The 22,851-nt window shown below is 69.3% G+C and carries 19 protein-coding genes and 1 tRNA gene; 12 read left to right on the top strand and 8 right to left on the bottom strand.

The genetic code is table 11. The features are described 5' to 3' along the window. Positions 1-52: 52 nt before the first annotated feature. Genes ACIOC0_RS09120 through rpmH form a run of 5 tightly spaced genes read right to left on the bottom strand, consistent with a single transcriptional unit; the run spans position 53 to position 2,730 of the window. On the bottom strand, positions 53-565 hold the full coding sequence (locus ACIOC0_RS09120; RefSeq protein ID WP_402153957.1) for a protein jag: 513 nt from the start codon (positions 563-565) through the stop codon (positions 53-55). A gap of 15 nt (positions 566-580) precedes the next feature. Next, positions 581-1,846 carry a membrane protein insertase YidC gene (yidC, locus tag ACIOC0_RS09115; protein WP_402153955.1) on the bottom strand — a complete coding sequence of 422 codons (1,266 nt, stop codon included), beginning with the start codon at positions 1,844-1,846 and terminating at the stop codon, positions 581-583. A 3-nt stretch (positions 1,847-1,849) separates the two neighbouring features. Next, positions 1,850-2,203: a membrane protein insertion efficiency factor YidD gene (gene yidD / locus ACIOC0_RS09110; RefSeq protein ID WP_130439142.1), complete on the bottom strand. Its 354-nt coding sequence runs from the start codon at positions 2,201-2,203 to the stop codon at positions 1,850-1,852. Continuing rightward, positions 2,200-2,571, bottom strand: a complete 372-nt coding sequence (gene rnpA, locus ACIOC0_RS09105) for a ribonuclease P protein component (RefSeq protein ID WP_130439140.1) — start codon at positions 2,569-2,571, stop codon at positions 2,200-2,202. Before rnpA ends, yidD begins: the two co-directional genes overlap by 4 nt. 21 nt (positions 2,572-2,592) lie before the next feature. Continuing rightward, positions 2,593-2,730, bottom strand: coding sequence for a 50S ribosomal protein L34 (gene rpmH, locus ACIOC0_RS09100; RefSeq protein ID WP_003956500.1), 138 nt, complete (start codon positions 2,728-2,730; stop codon positions 2,593-2,595). A 376-nt stretch (positions 2,731-3,106) separates the two neighbouring features. Between rpmH and dnaA the strand changes: the two genes are divergently transcribed. From dnaA to ACIOC0_RS09050, 10 genes are all read left to right on the top strand, one after another. Continuing rightward, positions 3,107-5,089 carry a chromosomal replication initiator protein DnaA gene (dnaA, locus tag ACIOC0_RS09095; RefSeq protein ID WP_402153952.1) on the top strand — a complete coding sequence of 661 codons (1,983 nt, stop codon included), beginning with the start codon at positions 3,107-3,109 and terminating at the stop codon, positions 5,087-5,089. 874 nt (positions 5,090-5,963) lie between these two features. Beyond that, a complete protein-coding gene (dnaN, locus tag ACIOC0_RS09090; protein ID WP_130439136.1) occupies positions 5,964-7,094 on the top strand; it encodes a DNA polymerase III subunit beta in 1,131 nt (376 codons plus the stop codon). 216 nt (positions 7,095-7,310) lie between these two features. Continuing rightward, positions 7,311-8,192, top strand: a complete 882-nt coding sequence (gene gnd / locus ACIOC0_RS09085) for a phosphogluconate dehydrogenase (NAD(+)-dependent, decarboxylating) (protein ID WP_130439134.1) — start codon at positions 7,311-7,313, stop codon at positions 8,190-8,192. 95 nt (positions 8,193-8,287) lie between these two features. Further along, the gene (recF, locus tag ACIOC0_RS09080) at positions 8,288-9,409 is read left to right on the top strand and encodes a DNA replication/repair protein RecF (protein ID WP_402153950.1); all 1,122 of its coding nucleotides are present in this window, start codon (positions 8,288-8,290) and stop codon (positions 9,407-9,409) included. Further along, complete coding sequence (locus ACIOC0_RS09075; protein WP_402153948.1) at positions 9,406-9,942, top strand: DUF721 domain-containing protein; 537 nt, start codon at positions 9,406-9,408, stop codon at positions 9,940-9,942. Before recF ends, ACIOC0_RS09075 begins: the two co-directional genes overlap by 4 nt. A 481-nt stretch (positions 9,943-10,423) precedes the next feature. Then, a complete protein-coding gene (gyrB, locus tag ACIOC0_RS09070) occupies positions 10,424-12,484 on the top strand; it encodes a DNA topoisomerase (ATP-hydrolyzing) subunit B (RefSeq protein WP_402154372.1) in 2,061 nt (686 codons plus the stop codon). Between the two features lie 42 nt (positions 12,485-12,526). After that, entirely contained in the window at positions 12,527-15,121 is a 2,595-nt protein-coding gene (gene gyrA / locus ACIOC0_RS09065) for a DNA gyrase subunit A (RefSeq protein ID WP_402153946.1), read from the top strand. Positions 15,122-15,139: 18 nt separating this feature from the next. Then, on the top strand, positions 15,140-16,000 hold the full coding sequence (locus ACIOC0_RS09060) for a DUF3566 domain-containing protein (RefSeq protein ID WP_402153944.1): 861 nt from the start codon (positions 15,140-15,142) through the stop codon (positions 15,998-16,000). A gap of 124 nt (positions 16,001-16,124) precedes the next feature. Beyond that, a tRNA-Ile gene (locus ACIOC0_RS09055) sits at positions 16,125-16,201 on the top strand. A gap of 201 nt (positions 16,202-16,402) precedes the next feature. After that, positions 16,403-16,702 carry a hypothetical protein gene (locus ACIOC0_RS09050; protein ID WP_402153943.1) on the top strand — a complete coding sequence of 100 codons (300 nt, stop codon included), beginning with the start codon at positions 16,403-16,405 and terminating at the stop codon, positions 16,700-16,702. A 185-nt stretch (positions 16,703-16,887) separates the two neighbouring features. On the opposite strand, the gene ACIOC0_RS09045 is transcribed toward ACIOC0_RS09050, so the two are convergent. Further along, the gene (locus ACIOC0_RS09045; protein WP_402153941.1) at positions 16,888-18,411 is read right to left on the bottom strand and encodes a helix-turn-helix domain-containing protein; all 1,524 of its coding nucleotides are present in this window, start codon (positions 18,409-18,411) and stop codon (positions 16,888-16,890) included. Positions 18,412-18,709: 298 nt separating this feature from the next. Continuing rightward, complete coding sequence (locus tag ACIOC0_RS09040) at positions 18,710-19,090, bottom strand: DUF6344 domain-containing protein (protein WP_351089866.1); 381 nt, start codon at positions 19,088-19,090, stop codon at positions 18,710-18,712. A 349-nt stretch (positions 19,091-19,439) separates the two neighbouring features. Here ACIOC0_RS09040 and ACIOC0_RS09035 point away from each other — a divergent pair, with 349 nt between their 5' ends. After that, positions 19,440-19,568 carry a DLW-39 family protein gene (locus ACIOC0_RS09035; RefSeq protein ID WP_003999697.1) on the top strand — a complete coding sequence of 43 codons (129 nt, stop codon included), beginning with the start codon at positions 19,440-19,442 and terminating at the stop codon, positions 19,566-19,568. Between the two features lie 210 nt (positions 19,569-19,778). Next, positions 19,779-21,107: a hypothetical protein gene (locus ACIOC0_RS09030; RefSeq protein ID WP_402153939.1), complete on the top strand. Its 1,329-nt coding sequence runs from the start codon at positions 19,779-19,781 to the stop codon at positions 21,105-21,107. Here ACIOC0_RS09030 and ACIOC0_RS09025 read toward each other — a convergent pair. Further along, entirely contained in the window at positions 21,071-22,660 is a 1,590-nt protein-coding gene (locus ACIOC0_RS09025; protein ID WP_402153937.1) for a serine/threonine-protein kinase, read from the bottom strand. The two genes, ACIOC0_RS09030 and ACIOC0_RS09025, sit on opposite strands and share 37 nt — an antisense overlap. Positions 22,661-22,851: the final 191 nt, after the last annotated feature.

Here is a 22,851-nt window from a genome sequence, read left to right as displayed (position 1 = left end):
AGACCGGCCCCGCCTGAGCGACAGACGGGGCCGGTGAAAACGGGTGTACCGATCAGTTGGGGAGTACGACGACGAAGCGCTGCGGCTCCTCGCCCTCGGACTCGCTGCGCAGGCCGGCCGCCTTGACCGCGTCATGGACGACCTTGCGCTCGAAGGGGGTCATCGGCCTGAGCTTCACCGGCTCGCCGCTGTTCTTCGCGTCGATCGCGGCCTTGGCGCCAAGCTCGGAGAGCTCGGTGCGCTTGGTGGCGCGGTAGTCGGCGATGTCCAGCATCAGCCGGCTGCGGTCGCCGGTCTCCCGGTGCACGGCCAGGCGCGTCAGCTCCTGCAGTGCCTCCAGCACCTCGCCGTCACGGCCGACCAGCTTCTGCAGTTCGCGGCCGCCCGCGTCGCTGATGATCGACACCGAGGCGCGGTCGGCTTCGACGTCCATGTCGATGTCGCCGTCGAGATCGGCGATGTCCAGCAGACCCTCGAGGTAGTCCGCCGCGATCTCGCCCTCCTGCTCCAGGCGGGTGAGGGTGTCTGCACCCTCGGCGGCGGCGGAGGTGGTGCCTTCCGTCACGGGATGGGCTCCTTCTTACTTCTTGGAGGGGGACTTGGGGCGCTGCGGACCGCCCTTGCGCTGACCGGACTGAGCCTTGCTGCGGCCGGCGGAGCCGGGCTTCGGCTTGGCGGGGCCGGTGGTTTCGGCGTCCTGCGGCTCGTCGGACTTGGTCAACGAGGTGGTGGTCTCGCCGGCCGCCTTCGGGCTTGTGGTCTGGCGCTGGGACTTGGTCTGGCGCTTGGGCTGCTGACGCCGGGCGGCCGCCGCGCTGGTGGGCGTGCCGTCCTCGGTGAGGGTGGCGGTCTGGGCTTCGCCCTTCACCACGGTGCCGTCGGCCTGGGCCACGAGGCCCACCTTGCTCAGGCCGTTGATGAACTTGCGCTCGTACTCGTTGCGGTCGCGGCCCTTGGCGACGATGGCCTTGACGATCGTCTTCTCGCTGCGGCGGCGCGTCTTGCCGTGGTGCGTGACGGACTTGTACAGACGCTCCAGGTACGCGGCCTGAGCCTTGGAACCCGGGGTCGGGTTGTTGTGGATGACGTACATCTGCTGGCCCATGGTCCACACGTTGGTGGTCAGCCAGTAGACGAGGACACCGACCGGGAAGTTGATGCCGAAGACGGCGAACATGACGGGGAAGACGTACATCAGCATCTTCTGCTGCTGCATGAACGGAGTCTTCACCGTGGTGTCGACGTTCTTCGTCATCAGCTGGCGCTGGGTGAAGAACTGCGAGGCCGACATCAGCACGATCATGAACGCGGTGACGATGCGCACACTGGTCGGCGAGGCGTCGAGCGCTGCGAGGTCCGAGGAGCTGTCGGTGAACTTGGCGGCCAACGGCGCGCCGAGGATGTGCGCCTTCTGCGCGCTCTCCAGCAGGCTCTGGTTGATCACGCCGATGGTCTCGCCGTTGGCGATGCCGTTGAGCACGTGGTAGAGGGCGAAGAAGAACGGGGACTGCGCCAGGATGGGAAGGCACGAGGAGAGCGGATTGGTGCCCGTCTCCTTGTACAGCTTCATCATTTCTTCGGACTGGCGCTGCTTGTCGTTCTTGTAGCGCTCCTGGATCTTCTTCATCTCGGGCTGCAGCGTCTGCATGGCCCGCGTCGCCTTGATCTGCTTCACGAAGAGCGGGATCAGGCAGATTCGGATCAGGATCACCAGGGACACGATGGACAGACCCCAGGCCCATCCGGTGTCAGGGCCGAAGACGGCGCCGTACACCGTGTGGAACTGGACGATGACCCAGGAGACAGGTGTCGTGATGAAGCTGAAGAGGCTGGCAATCGTGTCCACTAATCATGCTCCTTGGGCATGGGACGAGGTCTCTGCGGCCGGACTCGAAGGATGACTCTCTTCGGTGGCCGTTGAGGCGGCGGAGGTCCCGCCCCTGCGTGCACGCCAGGCGTCGCGCAGCATTTCGTGCCACCGCGGACGCTTCCGCGGCGGGACATGGTCCACACCCCCCAGCGACCACGGGTTGCACCGCAGGATGCGCCAGGCGGTGAGCGCCGTTCCCTTGATCGCACCGTGCCGGTCGATGGCCGTGTAGCCGTAGTGGGAGCACGAGGGGTAGTACTTGCACACCGGCCCGAGCAGCGGACTGATCGTCCACTGGTACAGCTTGATCAGGGCCAGCAGCGGGTACTTCATCGCGCGCCCCCTCCCAGTAGCCGCTGTAGGGCGGCATCGAGGTCTTGGGCCAGCTGTGCGTGGTCGGCGTCGCCCGCGCCGGGCAGCGCCCGTACGACTACCAGGCTACCGGGGGGCAGAAGGGCGACTCGATCGCGCATCAGATGACGCAGTCTGCGCTTCACGGCGTTGCGTACGACCGCCCCGCCCACAGCCTTGCTCACGACGAAACCCGCACGCGTCGGGGGAGCGCTCTCCCCAGGCGCGTGCGGGTCCGTGGCACCGCTTCGAAAGTGGACGACGAGAGTCGGGCGTCCGGCCCGACGGCCTCGGCGTACCGCGGTCGCGAAGTCTTCGCGCCGCCTCAGCCGGTTCTCGGTGGGCAGCACGACGGCATGACCTGACCGGGATCAGGCGGACAGACGGGCGCGACCCTTGCTGCGGCGGGACGCGAGGATCGCGCGGCCGGCACGGGTACGCATACGCAGCCGGAAGCCGTGGGTCTTCGCGCGACGACGGTTGTTCGGCTGGAAGGTGCGCTTGCTCACTCGGGGGCTCCAGAAATCGCTCGGTAGTGGCGGGGTGCCGTCCTGGCTGTCACCGTGCGCCCACGAGTAGCTCCCGTTAACGCCCGAGTGCACCGCTTCCCGATCACCTGACGCGATCTGTGCCCATCGGAGGCAGGCGGCAGCAGCCATCGACAACTCGACCTGGTTACGGTACGCGGGGCTACGCCATCCGGTCAAACCAGGGGCCACCGGGCGACACTGTCCACAGCCTGGGGACAACAACTTGAACCGTACCGGCCGCGCTGACTACCGTGGCTGGACTCCGATTCTTTCCCTGGACCCTGACCCCGTCCGATGTGAATCCCGATCCGTCCCACCGTCACCCGTTCGTGGGACCTGCGAGAGAGCGTGCCCTGTGGCTGACGTACCTGCCGATCTTGCCGCAGTGTGGCCACGCGTACTGGAGCACCTCCTCAGCAACGGTCGAGGCCAGGGCGTCGAGACGAAGGACGAGCGCTGGATCCGGCGCTGCCAGCCGCTGGCACTGGTGGCCGACACCGCCCTGCTCGCCGTACCGAACGAGTTCGCGAAGACCGTGCTGGAAGGCCGGCTCGCCCCGATCGTCAGCGAGACGCTGAGCCGCGAGTGCGGCCGCCCCATCCGCATCGCGATCACCGTGGACGACTCCGTCGGCGAGCCCGCGGCGCCGACGGCATCGCGTTACGAGGAGCCGGAGCGTCAGCCCGGCCAGTACGACAGCCCGTACGACAACCAGTACGACGGCTACGGCCGGCACCGCTCGGAGCAGACCCCCGGCGGACACGGCGGCGCCGGCGGCCAGGGCGGTCCCGGCGAGCACGCCTCCCGGCAGGACCCGCTGCCCACCGCCCGCCCCGCGTACCCCTCGGAGTACCAGCGCCCCGAACCCGGTGCCTGGCCGCGGGCCACGCAGGACGACTACGGCTGGCAGCAGCAGCGCCTCGGTTTCCCCGACAGAGACCCGTACGCGTCGCCGTCCCAGGACTCCTACGGTCCCTCCGGTCAGGACTCCTACGGCTCGTCGTCCGCCCAGGACGGCTACGGCTCGTCCCCCCAGGACTACCGCCCACAGAAGATGGAGCGACCGCCCTACGACGCGTCGCCCTACGACCAGAAGCGCCCGGAGTACGAGCCCACGCGCGGGGAGTACGAACCGCAGCGCCCCGAGTACGACCAGCGCGATCCCGCGCGGCGTGAGCTGCCCGAGCCGTCCGGCGGCGCGGGGCATCCGCATCGCGGCGGTCCGATGGGCCCCGGCCAGCCCGGCGCCGGCGGGTCCGGCCCGTCGGCGGCGCAGTCCGCGCCGGCCGGCGGTCCGGGTGAGCCGACCGCGCGGCTGAACCCCAAGTACCTCTTCGACACCTTCGTCATCGGCGCGTCCAACCGCTTCGCGCACGCGGCCGCGGTCGCCGTCGCCGAGGCCCCCGCCAAGGCGTACAACCCCCTCTTCATCTACGGGGAGTCGGGCCTCGGCAAGACCCATCTGCTGCACGCGATCGGGCACTACGCGCGCAGCCTCTACCCGGGCACGCGCGTGCGGTACGTGAGCTCCGAGGAGTTCACCAACGAGTTCATCAACTCCATCCGCGACGGCAAGGGCGACAGCTTCCGCAAGCGCTACCGCGAGATGGACATCCTGCTCGTCGACGACATCCAGTTCCTCGCGGACAAGGAGTCGACGCAGGAGGAGTTCTTCCACACCTTCAACACGCTCCACAACGCCAACAAGCAGATCGTGCTGTCCAGCGACCGGCCGCCCAAGCAGCTGGTCACGCTGGAGGACCGGCTGCGGAACCGTTTCGAGTGGGGCCTGATCACCGACGTGCAGCCGCCCGAGCTGGAGACGCGCATCGCGATCCTGCGCAAGAAGGCGGTGCAGGAGCAGCTCAACGCCCCGCCGGAGGTGCTGGAGTTCATCGCCTCGCGGATCTCGCGCAACATCCGCGAGCTGGAGGGCGCGCTGATCAGGGTGACGGCGTTCGCGTCGCTCAACCGTCAGCCGGTGGACCTGGGGCTGACGGAGATCGTCCTGAAGGACCTCATGCCGGGCGGCGAGGACTCGGCGCCCGAGATCACCTCCACGGCCATCATGGGTGCCACGGCGGACTACTTCGGGCTGACCGTCGAGGACCTGTGCGGCAGCTCGCGGGGCCGTCAGCTGGTCACGGCGCGGCAGATCGCCATGTACCTGTGCCGCGAGCTGACCGACCTGTCGCTGCCGAAGATCGGCGCGCTGTTCGGCGGCCGCGACCACACCACGGTCATGCACGCGGACCGCAAGATCCGCAACCTGATGGCCGAGCGACGCTCCATCTACAACCAGGTGACCGAGCTGACCAACCGCATCAAGGCCGGCTGACCCAGGGCCTGTCCGAGCCGCGACCGGTGCCTTCCAGGGCGCCCCGGGGACCGATCCCCGGGGCGCCCTTCTTCGTGCTCGTGTCATCCGCTGTTCGATTACCAGCCGGGTTACGGCCTTCGTCCACAGATTCGGCGACTTTTTCCCCTCCACAGCCTGGGGACTGGGGAGTTTTCCCCGATAGCGTCCACAGGCGGCCCTGTTGAGGGACCATCAGAGCAGGTCATGTGGCTGTGGATTCGTGGACGAAGGATTTCCACAGACTGTGGACAACGTGATGGTCCCCACCCTGTGGACGGACTTGTCCACCGACAACCCACAGACTTCGGCCGGTTTTCCCCAGCCTGGGGCGGCTTCTCCACATGGATCTCCACTGTTCGGCAACCTGCCGCGCCTGATCACTGCGTCGAGTGAAAGCCGTCACACGAAGCTGCCGGGGCGCCCTGTGGGAAAGACAGCGAAACCTGGGGACGCAGCTGGGGAGAACTCGGCCCTCCCTGTGCACGGTGTGTGCAGAACTTTTCTTTCTCCACAGACGGGCCCGGTTATCCACCGCCTCCGCCCACAGGGTCGGTGGATAAAATATCGCCCCTGAGCTGCGGAAACGGGGTTATCCACGGTTTCCACAGGCCCTACTACTACTCCCGACTAGAGAGAGCGAGGAATCCGTTTCGAAGGGGGTCCTGTGCACAACTCGCCCTTCGGCGTCCGGCTGCCCCTCGTCACGACTTGACCCCGAGCGGCACCTACTGTCAGTGCCGTGCGTCAGACTGGTCCCCGGTGGTCCTTCCCCTCTCGGGGGCCGACGACACCGAGACAGACGACGAAGGCCAGGCAGGGCGAGAAGCGCCGGCAACAGCAGGAGGCGGCAAGAGTGAAGATCCGGGTGGAACGCGACGTACTCGCGGAGGCCGTTGCCTGGGCGGCGCGCAGCCTCCCGGCCCGTCCGCCGGCGCCTGTCCTCGCCGGCCTGCTCCTGAAGGCCGACGACGGCGCGCTGAGCCTGTCCAGCTTCGACTACGAGGTCTCCGCACGGGTGTCCGTGGAGGCCGAGGTGGAGGAGGAGGGCACGGTCCTCGTCTCGGGCCGCCTGCTCGCCGACATCTGCCGCGCGCTGCCCAACCGTCCGGTGGAGATCTCCACAGACGGTGTACGGGCGACGGTGGTCTGCGGATCCTCGCGGTTCACCCTCCACACACTGCCTGTGGAGGAGTACCCGTCGCTGCCGCAGATGCCGAACGCCACGGGCACGGTCCCCGGCGAGGTCTTCGCCTCCGCGGCCGCCCAGGTCGCCATCGCCGCCGGCCGCGACGACACACTGCCCGTCCTCACCGGTGTGCGCATCGAGATCGAGGGCGACACGGTGACGCTGGCCTCCACCGACCGCTACCGCTTCGCGGTCCGCGAGTTCCTGTGGAAGCCGGAGAACCCGGACGCCTCCGCGGTCGCCCTGGTGCCCGCCAAGACGCTCCTGGACACCGCCAAGGCCCTCACGAGCGGCGACAGCGTCACGCTGGCGCTGTCCGGCTCGGGCTCCGGCGAGGGCCTGATCGGCTTCGAGGGCGCGGGCCGGCGCACGACGACCCGCCTCCTGGAGGGCGACCTCCCGAAGTACCGCACGCTGTTCCCGACCGAGTTCAACTCCGTCGCCGTGATCGAGACCGCCCCCTTCGTGGAGGCCGTCAAGCGTGTGGCTCTGGTCGCCGAGCGCAACACCCCGGTGCGGCTCAGCTTCGAGCAGGGCGTGCTCATCCTCGAGGCCGGCTCCAGTGACGACGCACAGGCTGTGGAGAGGGTCGACGCCCAGCTGGAGGGCGACGACATCTCGATCGCGTTCAACCCGACCTTCCTGCTGGACGGTCTGAGCGCCATCGACTCGCCGGTGGCCCAGCTGTCGTTCACGACGTCCACGAAGCCCGCCCTGCTGAGCGGCAAGCCGGCGCTGGACGCCGAGGCGGACGACGCCTACAAGTACCTGATCATGCCGGTGCGGCTCAGCGGCTGAGCCGGGCCTTCGGCGGCCGGTTCTCGGGCCGGCGTCATGGTCCGGCCCGGTTGTCCACAGTCGGTGGACAACCGGGTGGGCCTGTGGGGAGAAGTCGCAGGTGAGGGCGTACGTCTGAGCGCGTACGCCCACAGCTGTGCACGACCGTCCGGGTTTAGGCTCGGACATGGGTACGAAGGTGCCCCACACGCCACACAGCGACCTAAGGAACAACTGATGGAGCTCGGTCTCGTCGGCCTCGGCAAGATGGGCGGCAACATGCGCGAGCGGATCCGCCGCGCCGGCCACACCGTCATCGGATACGACCGGAACCCGGACCTCGCCGACGTCCACAGCCTCGAAGAACTGGTGGGCAAGCTCGAGGGCCCGCGCGTGGTGTGGGTGATGGTCCCGGCCGGCGCCGCCACCCAGTCGACGATCGACGAACTCGCCGAGCTGCTGGAGCCGGGCGACGTCGTCGTGGACGGCGGCAACTCCCGCTGGACGGACGACGAGAAGCACGCCGAGGAGCTGGCCGCCAAGGGCATAGGCTTCGTCGACTGCGGCGTCTCCGGAGGCGTCTGGGGCCTGGAGAACGGCTACGCCCTGATGTACGGCGGCGACGCGGAGAACGTCGCCAAGGTGCAGCCGGTCTTCGACGCCCTGAAGCCGGAGGGCGACTTCGGCTCGGTGCACGCCGGCAAGGTCGGCGCCGGCCACTTCGCCAAGATGGTCCACAACGGCATCGAGTACGCGATGATGCAGGCCTACGCCGAGGGCTGGGAGCTGCTGGAGAAGGTCGACTCGGTCACCGACGTGCGCGAGGTCTTCCGTTCCTGGCAGGAGGGCACGGTCATCCGCTCCTGGCTGCTGGACCTGGCGGTCAACGCCCTCGACGAGGACGAGCACCTGGACAAGCTGCGCGGCTACGCGCAGGACTCCGGCGAGGGCCGCTGGACCGTGGAGGCCGCCATCGACAACGCGGTGCCGCTCCCGGCCATCACGGCCTCCCTGTTCGCGCGGTTCGCCTCCCGCCAGGACGACTCCCCGCAGATGAAGATGATCGCCGCGCTGCGCAACCAGTTCGGCGGCCACGCCGTGGAGTCGGCGAAGAAGTAGCCCCGGGCCGCAGGAACCAGGGCAGCACGACGGACGGAACGATCCACAGGGCCGTGTGAGCGGTCCACAACGCCGCGGGAGGTCGGCGAAACGACATGCACGTCACGCACCTGTCGCTGGCCGACTTCCGCTCCTATCCCCGGGTCGAGGTCCCGCTCGACCCGGGGGTCACGGCCTTCGTCGGCCCCAACGGGCAGGGCAAGACGAACCTGGTCGAGGCGGTGGGCTACCTCGCCACCCTCGGCAGCCACCGCGTCTCCACGGACGCGCCCCTGGTCCGCATGGGCGCCGACCGCGCGGTCATCCGGGCGCAGGTCCGCCAGGGCGAGCGACAGCAGTTGGTCGAGCTGGAGCTGAACCCGGGCAAGGCCAACCGCGCCCGTATCAACCGGTCCTCGCAGGTGAAGCCCCGAGACGTGCTGGGGATCGTCCGGACGGTGCTGTTCGCGCCGGAGGACCTCGCCCTGGTCAAGGGCGACCCCGGGGAGCGGCGGCGCTTCCTGGACGAGCTGGTCACCGCCCGCTCCCCGCGCATGGCGGGCGTGCGCTCCGACTACGAACGCGTGCTCAAGCAGCGCAACACCCTGCTGAAGTCGGCCGCGCTGGCCCGTCGGCACGGTGGGCGCTCGATGGATCTGTCCACGCTCGACGTCTGGGACCAGCATCTCGCGCGCGTGGGCGCCGAGCTGCTCGCCCAGCGGCTCGACCTGGTCGCCGCGATCCAGCCGCTCGCCGACAAGGCGTACGAACAACTGGCCCCCGGAGGCGGGCCGGTCGCCCTGGAGTACAAGCCGTCGGCCCCGGGCGAGGCGCACACCCGCGAACACCTCTACGACCAGTTGATGGCCGCGCTCGCCGACGCCCGCAAGCAGGAGGTGGAGCGCGGCGTCACCCTGGTGGGACCCCACCGGGACGACCTGGTGCTCAAGCTCGGTCAGCTGCCCGCCAAGGGCTACGCCTCCCACGGCGAGTCCTGGTCCTACGCGCTCGCCCTGCGCCTGGCCTCCTACGATCTGCTGCGCGCCGAGGGCAACGAGCCGGTGCTGGTCCTCGACGACGTCTTCGCCGAGCTGGACGCCCGTCGTCGGGAGCGGCTGGCGGAACTGGTCGCTCCCGGCGAGCAGGTGCTGGTGACGGCCGCGGTCGACGACGACGTGCCGCATGTGCTCGCGGGAGCGCGGTACTCCGTGTCCGAGGGGACGGTGGAGCGCGTATGACCGCGGACGAGCCCGCGACGAAGAAGGCGGCCGAGCCGTCCGGCGTCGACCTCGCGCGTGTGGCGTTGCGGGCGGCGCGGGAACAGGCACGCGCGCGTGGGGAAGTGGCGCAGCAGAAGAAGCAGGCCCGGCGCGGGGGCGGGCTGCGGTCGGGTGCGCGTGCGGACGGACGGGATCCCATGGCGCTCGGCGCCGCGATCAACCGGCTGCTCACCGAGCGGGGCTGGGAGGCGCCGGCCGCGGTGGGCGGGGTGATGGGCCGCTGGCCGCAGATCGTCGGCGAGGACGTCGCGAAGCACTGTGTGCCCGAGCGGTACGACGAGGACGAGCGCGTGCTGTTCGTGCGCTGCGACTCCACGGCCTGGGCGACCAACCTGCGGTTGCTCGCGCCGACGCTGGTGGCCCGTCTCAACGAGGACCTGGGACACGGCAGGGTCAAGCTGATCAAGGTGCAGGGGCCCGGCGGTCCGGCACGCCGTTACGGCCCGCTGAGGGCTCCGGGCAGCACGGGTCCGGGCGACACCTACGGGTGATCTGCATCACGTGGTGGCGGTGGGGCCGGCCGCGCGGAGCGCGGGGCCCGTCGCTGCGGGCGGCCGCGGACGGGAGCTCCTTCACGGCCCCCCGTCCGCGTTCACAGGGGGCAATGGGCTCGAATCGCCCGTACACAGTGGCGAATACGCACCTGACTTCCCGATAGCCAAGGGTTGACACCTGGAAGCGCTGAGTGCCGCTGTGAGCCTCTTGGAGCCCCGCTCCGCATATGGGGACCCGGCCGAGACCGGTTGAGGGCGGCACATGGGTACTCAGGTACCGGCAAACCCCCATCACTGTCGGCGCTACCGGTAGACTGGAAGCCAATCCCGCCCCAATCGTGGGGACCGCCCGGGAGAAGCTGAGCAACGCTGATCAAGGCTTACCGACGCAACATGCCGCAGCCGCTCCGGCGAACCGCCCCCCAAGGGGAGGGGACCCCCAGGAGTTCGGCTCGTGCTGTGCCAGAAAGGGCGCTTCGTGGCCGATTCCGGCAACCCCAACGAGAACATCCCGTCCACCGACGCCGGCGTGAGCAGCGTGGTCACCGTCTCAGGCGGTGAGGTCACCGCCTCCTACGACGCCAGCGCCATCACCGTCCTCGAGGGTCTGGACGCGGTCCGCAAGCGACCCGGTATGTACATCGGTTCGACCGGTGAGCGCGGCCTGCACCACCTGGTGCAGGAGGTCGTCGACAACTCCGTCGACGAGGCGCTGGCGGGCCACGCGGACACCATCGACGTGACGATCCTCCCCGACGGCGGGGTGCGGGTCGTCGACAACGGCCGTGGCATCCCGGTCGGCATCGTCCCCTCCGAGGGGAAGCCGGCCGTCGAGGTCGTGCTCACCGTGCTGCACGCGGGCGGCAAGTTCGGCGGCGGCGGCTACGCGGTCTCCGGTGGTCTGCACGGCGTGGGCGTCTCCGTGGTGAACGCCCTGTCGACCAAGGTGGCCGTGGAGGTCAAGACCGACGGCTACCGCTGGACGCAGGACTACAAGCTCGGCGTCCCGACGGCCCCGCTGGCCAAGCACGAGGCCACCGAGGAGCACGGAACCTCGGTCACGTTCTGGGCCGACCCGGACATCTTCGAGACCACCGACTACTCCTTCGAGACGCTCTCGCGGCGCTTCCAGGAGATGGCGTTCCTCAACAAGGGCCTGAGGATCAGGCTCACCGACGAGCGCGAGTCGGCGAAGGCGACGTCCGGCGCGGACGAGGCGGGCGCGGACGAGCGGGCCGAGGTCAAGTCGGTCGACTACCACTACGAGGGCGGCATCGTCGACTTCGTGAAGTACCTCAACTCCCGCAAGGGAGACGTGGTGCACCCCTCGGTCATCGACCTCGAGGCGGAGGACAAGGACAAGCACCTGTCCCTCGAAGTCGCGATGCAGTGGAACAGCAGCTACACCGAGGGCGTCTACTCCTTCGCGAACATCATCCACACGCACGAGGGCGGTACGCACGAAGAGGGCTTCCGCTCGGCGCTGACCAACCTGATCAACAAGTACGCGCGTGACAAGAAGCTGCTGCGGGACAAGGACGACAACCTCACGGGCGACGACATCCGCGAGGGTCTGACGGCGATCATCTCGGTCAAGCTGAGCGAGCCTCAGTTCGAGGGCCAGACGAAGACCAAGCTGGGCAACACGGAGGCCAAGACCTTCGTCCAGCGGGCGGTCTACGAGCACCTGACGGACTGGCTGGACCGCAACCCGGTCGAGGCGGCGGACATCATCCGCAAGGGCATCCAGGCGGCCACCGCGCGCGTGGCGGCCCGCAAGGCCCGCGACCTGACCCGCCGTAAGGGGCTGCTGGAGTCGGCGTCCCTGCCGGGCAAGCTCTCCGACTGCCAGTCGAACGACCCCGCCAAGTGCGAGATCTTCATCGTGGAGGGCGACTCGGCCGGCGGCTCGGCCAAGTCGGGCCGTAATCCGCAGTACCAGGCGATCCTTCCGATCCGCGGCAAGATCCTCAACGTCGAGAAGGCCAGGATCGACAAGATCCTGCAGAACCAGGAGATCCAGGCGCTGATCTCCGCCTTCGGCACCGGTGTGCACGAGGACTTCGACATCGAGAAGCTCCGCTATCACAAGATCATCCTCATGGCGGACGCCGACGTCGACGGCCAGCACATCAGCACCCTGCTGCTGACCTTCCTGTTCCGCTTCATGCGGCCGCTGGTCGAGGCCGGGCACGTGTACCTCTCGCGTCCCCCCCTGTACAAGATCAAGTGGGGCCGGGACGACGTCGAGTACGCCTACTCCGACCGCGAGCGCGACGCGCTGATCGAGATGGGCCGCCAGCGCGGCAAGCGCGTCCGTGAGGACTCCATCCAGCGCTTCAAGGGTCTGGGCGAGATGAACGCCGAAGAGCTGCGGGTGACGACCATGGACCAGGAGCACCGGGTCCTCGGCCAGGTCACCCTCGACGACGCCGCCCAGGCCGACGACCTGTTCTCGGTCCTGATGGGCGAGGACGTAGAGGCCCGCCGCGCGTTCATCCAGCGCAATGCCAAGGACGTCCGCTTCCTCGACATCTGAGTCGGTCTCAGCTGACCGCACAGGGAAGGATCTTCACCAGCAATGGCCGACGAGAACACTCCCGTCACCCCTGAACAGGGCGGCGAAGTAGCGATGCGTGTCGAGCCCGTCGGGCTCGAGACGGAGATGCAGCGTTCCTACCTCGACTACGCGATGTCCGTCATCGTCTCGCGTGCGCTGCCGGACGTCCGGGACGGCCTCAAGCCCGTCCACCGGCGCGTGCTCTACGCGATGTACGACGGCGGTTACCGCCCCGAGCGCGGCTTCTACAAGTGCGCCCGCGTGGTCGGCGACGTCATGGGCAACTACCACCCGCACGGTGACTCCTCGATCTACGACGCGCTGGTCCGCCTCGCGCAGCCGTGGTCGATGCGCATGCCGCTCGTCGACTCCAACGGCAACTTCGGCTCCCCGGGCAACGACCCGGCGGCGGCCATGCGGTACACCGAGTGCAAGATGGCGCCGCTGTCGATGGAGATGGTCCGTGACATCGACGAGGAGACCGTCGACTTCACGGACAACTACGACGGCCGCTCCCAGGAGCCGACCGTCCTGCCGGCTCGGTTCCCGAACCTGCTGATCAACGGCTCGGCGGGCATCGCGGTCGGTATGGCGACCAACATCCCCTCGCACAACCTGCGCGAGGTCGCGGCCGGCGCCCAGTGGTACCTGGAGAACCCGGAGGCCTCGCACGAGGAGCTCCTGGAGGCGCTGATCGAGCGCATCAAGGGCCCGGACTTCCCGACCGGCGCGCTGGTGGTGGGCCGCAAGGGCATCGAGGAGGCCTACCGCACGGGCCGCGGCTCGATCACCATGCGCGCGGTGGTCGAGGTGGAGGAGATCCAGAACCGCCAGTGCCTGGTGGTCACGGAGCTGCCCTACCAGGTCAACCCCGACAACCTCGCGCAGAAGATCGCCGACCTCGTCAAGGACGGCAAGATCGGCGGCATCGCGGACGTCCGCGACGAGACGTCCTCGCGCACCGGCCAGCGGCTGGTCATCGTCCTGAAGCGGGACGCGGTCGCCAAGGTCGTGCTGAACAACCTCTACAAGCACACCGACCTGCAGACCAACTTCGGCGCGAACATGCTGGCGCTGGTCGACGGCGTGCCGCGCACGCTCTCCCTGGACGCGTTCATCCGTCACTGGGTGGCGCACCAGATCGAGGTCATCGTCCGCCGTACGCGCTTCCGGCTGCGCAAGGCGGAGGAGCGCGCGCACATCCTGCGCGGCCTGCTGAAGGCCCTGGACGCCATCGACGAGGTCATCGCGCTGATCCGGCGCAGTGAGACCGTCGACGTGGCGCGCACGGGCCTGATGGGCCTCCTGGAGATCGACGAGATCCAGGCCAACGCCATCCTGGAGATGCAGCTGCGGCGACTGGCCGCCCTGGAGCGCCAGAAGATCGTCCAAGAGCACGACGAGCTCCAGGCGAAGATCAACGAGTACAACCAGATCCTGGGCTCGCCGGTCCGTCAGCGCGGCATCGTCAGCGAGGAACTGGCCGCGCTCGTCGAGAAGTACGGCGACGACCGCAAGACCAAGCTGGTGCCGTTCGAGGGTGACATGTCCATCGAGGACCTGATCGCCGAAGAGGACATCGTCGTCACCATCACGCGCGGCGGCTACGTCAAGCGCACCAAGACGGACGACTACCGCTCGCAGAAGCGCGGCGGCAAGGGCGTGCGGGGCACGAAGCTCAAGGAAGACGACATCGTCGACCACTTCTTCGTCTCGACCACGCACCACTGGCTGCTGTTCTTCACCAACAAGGGGCGGGTGTACCGCGCCAAGGCCTACGAGCTGCCGGACGCCGGTCGGGACGCGCGCGGGCAGCACGTGGCGAACCTGCTGGCCTTCCAGCCGGACGAGGCGATCGCCGAGATCCTCGCCATCCGCGACTACGAGGCGGCGCCGTACCTTGTGCTCGCCACGAAGGCGGGCCTGGTCAAGAAGACACCTCTGAAGGATTACGATTCGCCCCGCTCCGGCGGTGTGATCGCGATCAATCTGCGCGAGCAGGAGGACGGTTCCGACGACGAACTGATCGGTGCCGAACTGGTTTCGAGCGACGACGATCTGCTTCTGATCAGCAAGAAGGCCCAGTCGATCAGGTTCACCGCCACGGACGACGCTCTGCGTCCCATGGGCCGCGCCACCTCGGGCGTCAAGGGCATGAGTTTCCGTGAGGGGGACGAGCTGCTCTCGATGAATGTTGTTCGACCCGGTACGTTCGTGTTCACTGCCACAGACGGCGGGTACGCGAAGCGCACCGCCGTCGACGAGTACCGCGTCCAGGGTCGCGGCGGCCTCGGCATCAAGGCCGCCAAGATCGTCGAGGACCGCGGTTCACTGGTCGGCGCTCTGGTGGTCGAGGAGACGGACGAGATCCTCGCCATCACGCTGTCGGGCGGTGTGATTCGTACGCGAGTCAACGAGATCAGGGAGACGGGCCGTGACACCATGGGCGTCCAACTGATCAACCTGGGCAAGCGCGATGCCGTCGTGGGCATCGCACGTAACGCCGAGGCGGGGCGCGAGGCGGAGGAGGTCGACGGCGACATTGCCGTGGACGAGACCGTCGATGACGCCGCGCCCACCGGCACGGACGAGGGTGAGGCGCCCTCGGCCGAGTAGCACGAGGAGTGAGTCATCGTGAGCGGAGCCACGGGCGCCGGTTCGGTCGGTACATCGGCCGGTACGTCTGACGGCCCTTCCACCGGCGGCGCCGGCAAGGAATCGGACGACGGCGGCAGTGGCTCCGCCGCGGGGGCGAAGGACGCGCGTTCGACCGACGCGCGGGCGACCGACCCGCACACGACCAACCTCAAGGCGATCAAGCCGTCGGACAAGCCGCCGACGAACGACTCGCACTCGCCCGACACGCATGGATCCCAGGGGGGAACTGTGACGGACACCCGAGGTCCGCAGACCCAGCAGCACGCGGCTGGAGCGGGCCCGTCCGCACCGGGCGGCAAGGCGCGGCCGCAGGGCGGGGCGGAGAGCCGTCAGACGGCCTCCCCGCTGCCCGGCGAGCGACAGTCCCAGCAGGCCGCCGCGCCCTACCACCCGCCGCAGGCCTACGCCTCGCAGAGCCAGGCCGACGCGGCGCGCCGCCCGAGGACGGGCGCCCGCACCACGCCCCGTGTCCGCAAGGCGCGTCTGCGGGTGTCCAAGGCCGACCCGTGGTCGGTGATGAAGGTCAGTTTCCTGCTCTCCATCGCGCTGGGCATCTGCACGATCGTCGCGGCCGCCGTCCTGTGGATGGTCATGGACGCGATGGGCGTCTTCTCGACGGTCGGCGGCACCATCTCCGAGGCCACCGGGTCGACCGAGTCGAACGGCTTCGACCTCCAGTCGTTCCTGTCCCTCCCCCACGTCCTGATGTTCACGTCGATCATCGCGGTCATCGACGTCGTCCTCGCGACGGCCCTCGCGACGCTCGGCGCGTTCATCTACAACATCTCCGCCGGCTTCGTCGGCGGCATCGAGCTGACGCTGGCCGAGGACGAGTGACGACACGCGCGGAGGCCGCTCCAAACCTCCGCGCACGGTCCCACGGGAACGGATTTTGGGACTGCCCACGTCGTGCGCTAATCTTCAGGAGTCAGCGCGCGGGACACACCCCGCAGAGCGCGGCGGGGCTATAGCTCAGTTGGTTAGAGCGCATCCCTGATAAGGATGAGGCCACAGGTTCAAATCCTGTTAGCCCCACCAGTACGAAGACCCCCAATCCATCATGGTTGGGGGTCTTCGGCATCTACGGGTGACATCAGCCGCACTCTGCCTGATCATTGCCTTTCTGTTGATCCAGCTTCGTGGCCTCATGAGCGGCGAGTTCTTCAGGGGTGCCCATGAAGGCAGGACCACAGTCAGGCGGCAGGCGGTCGACAGGGCCTGCTAGGAAGGGGGGCCGTGATGGCAGACCAGGTCTGGCGGTTGCGTCGAGGTCATGAGGTCGTCGGTGTCCTCACACTCGAAGCCGTCGATATGTTCTGGACCGACTGCCGGTTCGAGCCCTCAGCCGGCTGGTCGGCCCTCAAGCCGTTCATTGACGCATCTCGGGCTGCATGGGAGCGGAAGGACCAGGAGGCGGCCATCGAGGCTGACGAGGCGATCTACGCGCTTGGCCTCGAATTGGTGCCCGAGCGTGGGGGCGAGATCATCAGAGACTTCCTGCTGAGGATCAGCGGCGATACCGCACGCTTCCGATACTGAGTCGTCGGGCCTGTCCGTGGGCCGTTCCAAGCTCTCGGCGGCGGGTGGTGGAAGAGGCTTTGACAGGGCATCGTGAGGCGGTCCGAGCTCCTGGCCGTGGGGCGGTCCTTGTCAAGGCCACGTGCGGCGGCTGACACCAGCGGCTGACACCGACAAGCACGAACATAGCGGTCGGGCACCGGACCTCAGTGAACCAGCGCAGAGACCCCCGGACCATCGGTCAGGGGGTCTTGTGACGTTCCTCGGTCTCCGGTTTCCGACTTGTCGTCGGCGATGGTCATGGGGATCCAGCCGTGGGGGTTGCGGTACCAGTAGTGGGGCAGTCCCTCGACGCTGGTGGTGCGGAACGGGCGGCCGTGGTCGTCGATGCGTACCGTGCCGGTGCGGCCCTGGGAGGACCAGTCGAGTTCGAGGTACCAGTCGCAGGTGCAGGACACGGTGCGCGCGGAGAGCAAAAGGACCTCCGGCTGCCGCAGGGACACCCGGTAGGGGAAGTCGATCGCGGGGGAGGGTCTGTCCGGATCGTTGCCGGGCATCGGACGGGCCAGGGGGCGTTGCGCGTCGAGGTCGACGTGGAAGTAGCGGGGGATGAGGATGGAGCCGCAGCCCTCGTACGTGGAGTAGGCGATGCCCCGGCGGTCCGCGGGGGTGGTGCGGTGGGCCATGCGCACACGCAATGCCTCCAGGACGACGGCGGCGGAACCGCGTCCCTGCACCGAGATCCGCAGATCGGTGGTGCGTCCGTGCACCGCTTCCTGGGACGCGGCCCACACCCTGGCGTCCGTCGGGGCAGGCGGCGGTGGGACCTGCCGCGGTGGCTTGGCGATGACGTATTGGTGGTCGCATTCGCTCTGCCAGAGCTGGGCGTCGGCCGTCCAGGTGAGAGGGACCTGTGGTGGGGCCTCGTCGGCGCCCGGCCGGGTCTCACGCGGGCTGATCCGGCCGATGGTGGCCGGCGTCGAGGGGCCGGGGGTGGCGGGCGCCGATGTGGTGGGGGCAAGGGGCGACTGCGCGCCCGTGGCGGAAGGGGGTCCGGCGGCGGATGGCGGGCCGCCGCCCGCTCTGGGCGGGGCTGGGGGTGCGGGCGTGGTGGGGGCGGACGCGGACGGTCTGCCGTCGCCGACAGGGCGTTCGGCGGCGGATGCGGTGAGGCCGGCGAGCGCGACGGCGAGTACGGCCGTCAGGGCCGTCGATCGCACGGAGCGTCGTCGCTCGCGCCCGGCAGGAGGCCGACTGGCGGCCGATGACGTCGGTGCCGGGAGCGCAGGGGTCGGTGAGGCCGGATCCGGCCCGGAGATGACCGCTGGGGCCGGCTCAGGCTCCGGAATCGGGTCTGTCGGTGCCTCGTGCGCTGTGCTGCTGGCGTCCTCGGAGGGGGCCGGAGTCGTGCCGTGGGGCTTCGGCGTCGGTCGGGCGGTGGCGGGGCGGGACCGCTGCCGTGCCGCGACCGCCAGGATCCATCGGCGGTGCAACTCGACGCGTTCCTGGGCTGAGGCTCCGCAGAGCGCTGCGAACCGCTCGATCCCGGTGAAGTCCAGGGGGACCGCCTCGCCGGAGCAGTAGCGGTGCAGCGTGGAGGCGTTCATGCCCAGGCGGCGGGCCAGCGCCGCGTAGCTGCGGTCTGTGCGCTCCTTCAGCCGCGTCAGCAGCAGCGCGAACTCCGCCACGTCATCGTGGATCGCGTCCATGTGGTCCGTACTCGTCTTCATCCGTCGGCCTGTGCGGTCGGGTCCGGGCGCGGGGCCGTGCCCCGGCAACTCCCCATACCTGCACGTCAATACGGCTGGGATGGTTCCCGGCCGACGTCATTTCACCGCGAGTGAGAGACCCTGCTTCCGGTGTGCCCGGCTGTGGGCGCGACGGCGGCCCGGTGGCTCCTGGGGAGCTGCCGGGCCCGGTGTCTGCGGTGTACGCGCGTTCGCCGTCATGGGGTGGTCGGTCGTGAGGGGATGGAGCAGAGAGAAGGATCAGGGTGGAACAGGAGGATCAGGGGGTGGAGCAAGAGGATCAGCGCTGCAGCGGGACCAGTTTGCTGAGGGACGGCGGGGGCTCCTCGGGGTCGCAGGCGGCCTCGGTGTGCTCGGCGGGCTGCTCGTCCTCAGGGAGGGGGATGTGGCGGCAGTTGGGGGACTTGCCGTGTGCCTCGGCGCGGATGCGCTGCTTCATCGTGGGCGGTAGGGACATCGCGGGGAGCCAGGGCCGTGGAGTCGCCTGCGGCACGCTCACGTTCGCGCGTACGGCGCCCTCGGTCTCGTCGCTGTTGCGGGTCGGCTCGGTCTGCGCTACTGCCGGCGTGGCGGTCGTCGTGGCGAAGCCGAGCGCCGTGCACAGCGCGAGGAAGGCGCTGACGACGGCGGCCCACAGCTTCATGACTCGGTTCTCGCGCATGTCCCCTCACTTTCGGGTTGGGCGATTTGCGTACATTGCTCATCATGTGTATGGGGGGATCGAAGTGGTGGACCGACGCTCGTGGCGAGGCGATGTTCCGATGAACACCACTCGTATGGGCGCAAGACGTGAGAAAAGAGCTGAAAACACAAGAAAGACGGTGGAATCACCGTCTGTGGAGATCTGATCACCCTCCGATCCGAGAGTGTGATCCGCTTCCCTCCGCGCTCGCTAATGAGCTGTCGAGGGCGGGAGTTGAGGAGCCGACGCAGGTCACCGATCGGTATCGGTCGGTGTGTATAGTCGGGCGCCAGAGGTCCCCAACGTCAAGGAAAGACGAGGTAGCGCGGTGAAGAAGCTTCTCCTGGTCGCACTGGCCGCCATCGGCGGGCTCCTCGTGTACCGCCAGATCCAGGCGGATCGCGCCGAGCAGGATCTGTGGACGGAGGCGACTGACTCCGTGCCCACGGGTTCGTGAGTTCCGACACCGGAAACCGAGCAGACCCCGGCCGCGTCTCGCGGTCGGGGTTTTGTGTTCCCGTGTTGCGGAGGACGCCGTGAGGGGTTAAAAGGGCCAGAAGCCTGGGGCAGGGCGGATGTCGGCGGGGCTAGGGGGCGTGTGATGGGCCGGCGTGGGACGCGGCAGACGGAACCAAAAGCGACGAGGGGTGCAAAGGGGACTCCCGGGATGAGGCGGCTCGGGGCACGGCATGCCTGGCTGCGGGGCCTCACCCTCACGGTGACGGCAGGCGTGTGCTCGGTGGGGCTTCCGGGGGCGGCCGCCGTGGCGGACACCCCCTCCTACGCCTTCGACGCCGACGCCCGTGAGGTCCCTGCCGCGACCGGCACCGCCGACGCCGTGCCGCTGAGGCCCGGCACGACGTACCGGAGCTCCTACACGGGACCGGGCAAGGCCTACTACCGCCTCGAACTCGACGGCGCATCGAACGCCTACGTCCCCGTCACCGCCGTCCCCCGCCCCGGCGCCGCGCTCGCCATCGGTGACGGGATCAGGGTCGCGGTCCAGGACGCGGACGGCGTCAACTGTTCCTCGGAGTCCGTGACCATCGGTGCGGCCAAGAGTGCCCGGCCGATCACGGCCTGGGGCGCCCGCGAGATTCTCGTCGGCAAGGGGCTGTGCCAAGAGGCCGGGACGTACTACGTGGTCGTCGAGCGCACCGACGGGCGGGGAACGTCCGACCTGCCCTGGGAACTGGAACTCGCCCCCGTCTCCGAACCGTCCCTGGGGAGGCCCGCCCCCACCGCGGTCCCCGAAGTATGGAACTCCGCCACCCCCGCGCCCGTCACCGGCGAGGCGGCCCGCCGTGCCGGGGGCGCCGGCTTCACCCGGGCGACAGACGTGGGACAGGGGGTGTGGCGGGACGACATCACGCCCGGCGAGACCCGCTTCTACAAGGTGCCCCTCGACTGGGGGCAGCAGTTGTACGCCGAGGCGGAGCTGGGCAATGCCGAGAAGGACACCGGCTTCGTGGCGCCCGCCCTGGAGATGACCCTCTACAACCCGGTGCGCTCCAAGGTCGCCGAGACCGGTGTCGGATACGGCGGTACCCAGAAGTCGACCTCCCTGAGCCCCCTTCCACCGGTCAGGTACGTCAACCGGTACGCCCCCGCCGCTCCGGAAAAGAGTCTGCGCTTCGCCGGCTTCTACTACCTGGAGGTGCACCTGGCCGCGGCGGTCGGGGAACGCTTCGGCGACGGCCCCTACGGGTTGCTGCTGCGCGTGCGGGTGGGCGGTACCGCGCAGCCCGGGCCCGGCTACGCGGGGCAGTCCGTGCCGCACGGCTTCTTCGACGTCGGCTCGGGGGAGGACGCCGCAGGGCCGGGAGGCGTCGGCGGCACGGGTGACGGGGGCGGCGGCGCCGCGATGAGGGCGGTCGCCTTCGGCGGCATCGGCACGGGCAGCGCGCTGCTGGTCGGGCTCGGCGTGTGGACGGTCACGGCCCGGCGGCGTGCCTCCGCTCAGATCCGCGCCAGCGCCCAGAACCCCACGGCGTAGCAGGCCAGAGCAAGCAGCAGGACGGGGACGGCGACCTTGAGGGGCGGTCCGGGGCGGCGCGCGGCACGGGCTCGGCGGTGAGCACGATGGGCCCGGTCGGCGGGCCGCGTGGGCGTCGCGGGCATCAGGGGAGCGGGGGCCACCTGGCCGGTGGGCAGGGGGCTCGGTTGTGCCTGGGCGTCCTGGGCGGTGTAGGAGGCGGTGGAGGTGTCGGCGTGCCGGTGCTGACCGGACGCGCTGGGCGTACGAGCGGACAGCGCGAACGTGGGGTCGTACGGGGACAGCGGAGCGGGAGCGGAGGCCGATGGGGCCGACGGTGTCGAGGGCGGGCCAGCCGTGGGCTGCGGCGGCGGCAGGTGGAAGCTGCCGGTGTCCGACAGGGAGTACCCGTCTGAAGCGGACGGATCGGATCGAACGGGTGGAACTGACGGAACGGAAGGCGCGGACGAGGCGGAAGTCGCGCCGGGGGAGACGTCGTCCGGCGCGGTGGGCGGGGGCGTCGCTCCGGCGGGTCCGCGGGGGTCGTCCGGTGTGGCGTCGGGCTCGCGTTGCGGGGTCGGCGGCGCTGGTTCCGCGCCGTTGGCCGAGGTGCCGTCGCTGCGCCCTCCTGTGTCCTGCCAGGAGGATGTGCGCTCGAACGCCCGCGGTGTCACCGTGATGCCCGAGGCCGGCTTCAGAGGTCCCTGAGGGCCGAACGCGTCCGGGAGCGGCCCGAGTTGGTCGAATATCTCGATCTGCTCGTCGTCCGGTCCGGGGTCGGGCAGCAGCTCGACGGCCTCGGCCAGGGCCTTTCGCGCTCCCGTGGCGGTGCGGAAGCGGGCCTGGGGGTCGGGCTGCAGCAGCATGGCCACCACCTGCCACAGCGGCTCGGGAACCCCCTTGGGAGCGGCGGGAGTTCCGTGCTCCGCGAAGTACTGGACGAGGGCCTTAGCGTCCGGCTTGGCGCCCTGGAGCAGATACAGCGCGACCAGGCCTACGGCGAACAGGTCGGCGGGGAAGTCGGGTTCGGAGCCGAGCATCTGTTCCGGCGCGAGGTAACCGGGCGTCCCCACCACGAGGTTGGTCTCGGTCAGACGCGGTTCGCCCAGCCGCATCGCGATGCCGAAGTCGGACAGCCGCAGCCGCGGGCGAGCGGTGCCGGTGGCTTCCAGCAGAATGTTGGCGGGCTTGATGTCACGGTGCACGACGCCTTCGGCGTGGACGGCGGAGAGCCCGGACAGGAGCTGGTCGAGCAGGGTGCACACGAACGCGGGCGGCAGCGGGCCGTAGTCGCCGATGAGGTGGACCAGCGAACCGCCGGCGACCAGGTCCATGGTGAACAGGACCTTGTCGTCGTCGGCGGCCCAGCTGGCCGGCGCGAGGACATGCGGATGATCGATGCGCAGGGCCTGCTCGCGGACGAAACGCAGCAGTGCGTGGGCGTCGCGCTGCTGGAGGACCTTGGCGGCCACGTAACGGCGGCGGCGGTGGTCCCAGGCGCGCCAGACCGCGCCGACACCTCCGCGGCCGATCGGATCCGCGAGTTCGTACCGTCCGGCGAAGACCTCACCCATGGCAGTGCGTCGCTCCTCCCCCTGCGGTTTCCCCCTTGTTACCCGCTCGCCACCCCCGTGATGAGCGGACCCCTTCCGGGACCCCCATGATGTGCGGTACCTCCCGCGACCCCGTGCGACAGCCCCCGTACTGTCTCTCACTTCCCCCGTGCGGCGATCCCCCGTACCGCCTGCCGCTTCCCCCGTGCGGC

This window comes from Streptomyces sp. NPDC088254, from assembly GCF_044740925.1.
Taxonomy (GTDB): Bacteria; Actinomycetota; Actinomycetes; order Streptomycetales; family Streptomycetaceae; genus Streptomyces.
Note: the sequence above shows the minus strand (reverse complement) of the source record. Positions and strands in the feature narration are given on the sequence as shown.

What these genes read in the sequence shown, in the direction of transcription:
- yidD (WP_130439142.1), bottom strand. Translation starts at nt 2,203, where the DNA reads ATGAAGTACCCGCTGCTGGCCCTGATCAAGCTGTACCAGTGGACGATC.
- gnd (WP_130439134.1), top strand. Translation starts at nt 7,311, where the DNA reads ATGGAGCTCGGTCTCGTCGGCCTCGGCAAGATGGGCGGCAACATGCGC.
- recF (WP_402153950.1), top strand. Translation starts at nt 8,288, where the DNA reads ATGCACGTCACGCACCTGTCGCTGGCCGACTTCCGCTCCTATCCCCGG.
- ACIOC0_RS09075 (WP_402153948.1), top strand. Translation starts at nt 9,406, where the DNA reads ATGACCGCGGACGAGCCCGCGACGAAGAAGGCGGCCGAGCCGTCCGGC.
- gyrA (WP_402153946.1), top strand. Translation starts at nt 12,527, where the DNA reads ATGGCCGACGAGAACACTCCCGTCACCCCTGAACAGGGCGGCGAAGTA.
- ACIOC0_RS09050 (WP_402153943.1), top strand. Translation starts at nt 16,403, where the DNA reads ATGGCAGACCAGGTCTGGCGGTTGCGTCGAGGTCATGAGGTCGTCGGT.
- ACIOC0_RS09045 (WP_402153941.1), bottom strand. Translation starts at nt 18,411, where the DNA reads ATGAAGACGAGTACGGACCACATGGACGCGATCCACGATGACGTGGCG.
- ACIOC0_RS09040 (WP_351089866.1), bottom strand. Translation starts at nt 19,090, where the DNA reads ATGCGCGAGAACCGAGTCATGAAGCTGTGGGCCGCCGTCGTCAGCGCC.
- ACIOC0_RS09030 (WP_402153939.1), top strand. Translation starts at nt 19,779, where the DNA reads ATGAGGCGGCTCGGGGCACGGCATGCCTGGCTGCGGGGCCTCACCCTC.
- ACIOC0_RS09025 (WP_402153937.1), bottom strand. Translation starts at nt 22,660, where the DNA reads ATGGGTGAGGTCTTCGCCGGACGGTACGAACTCGCGGATCCGATCGGC.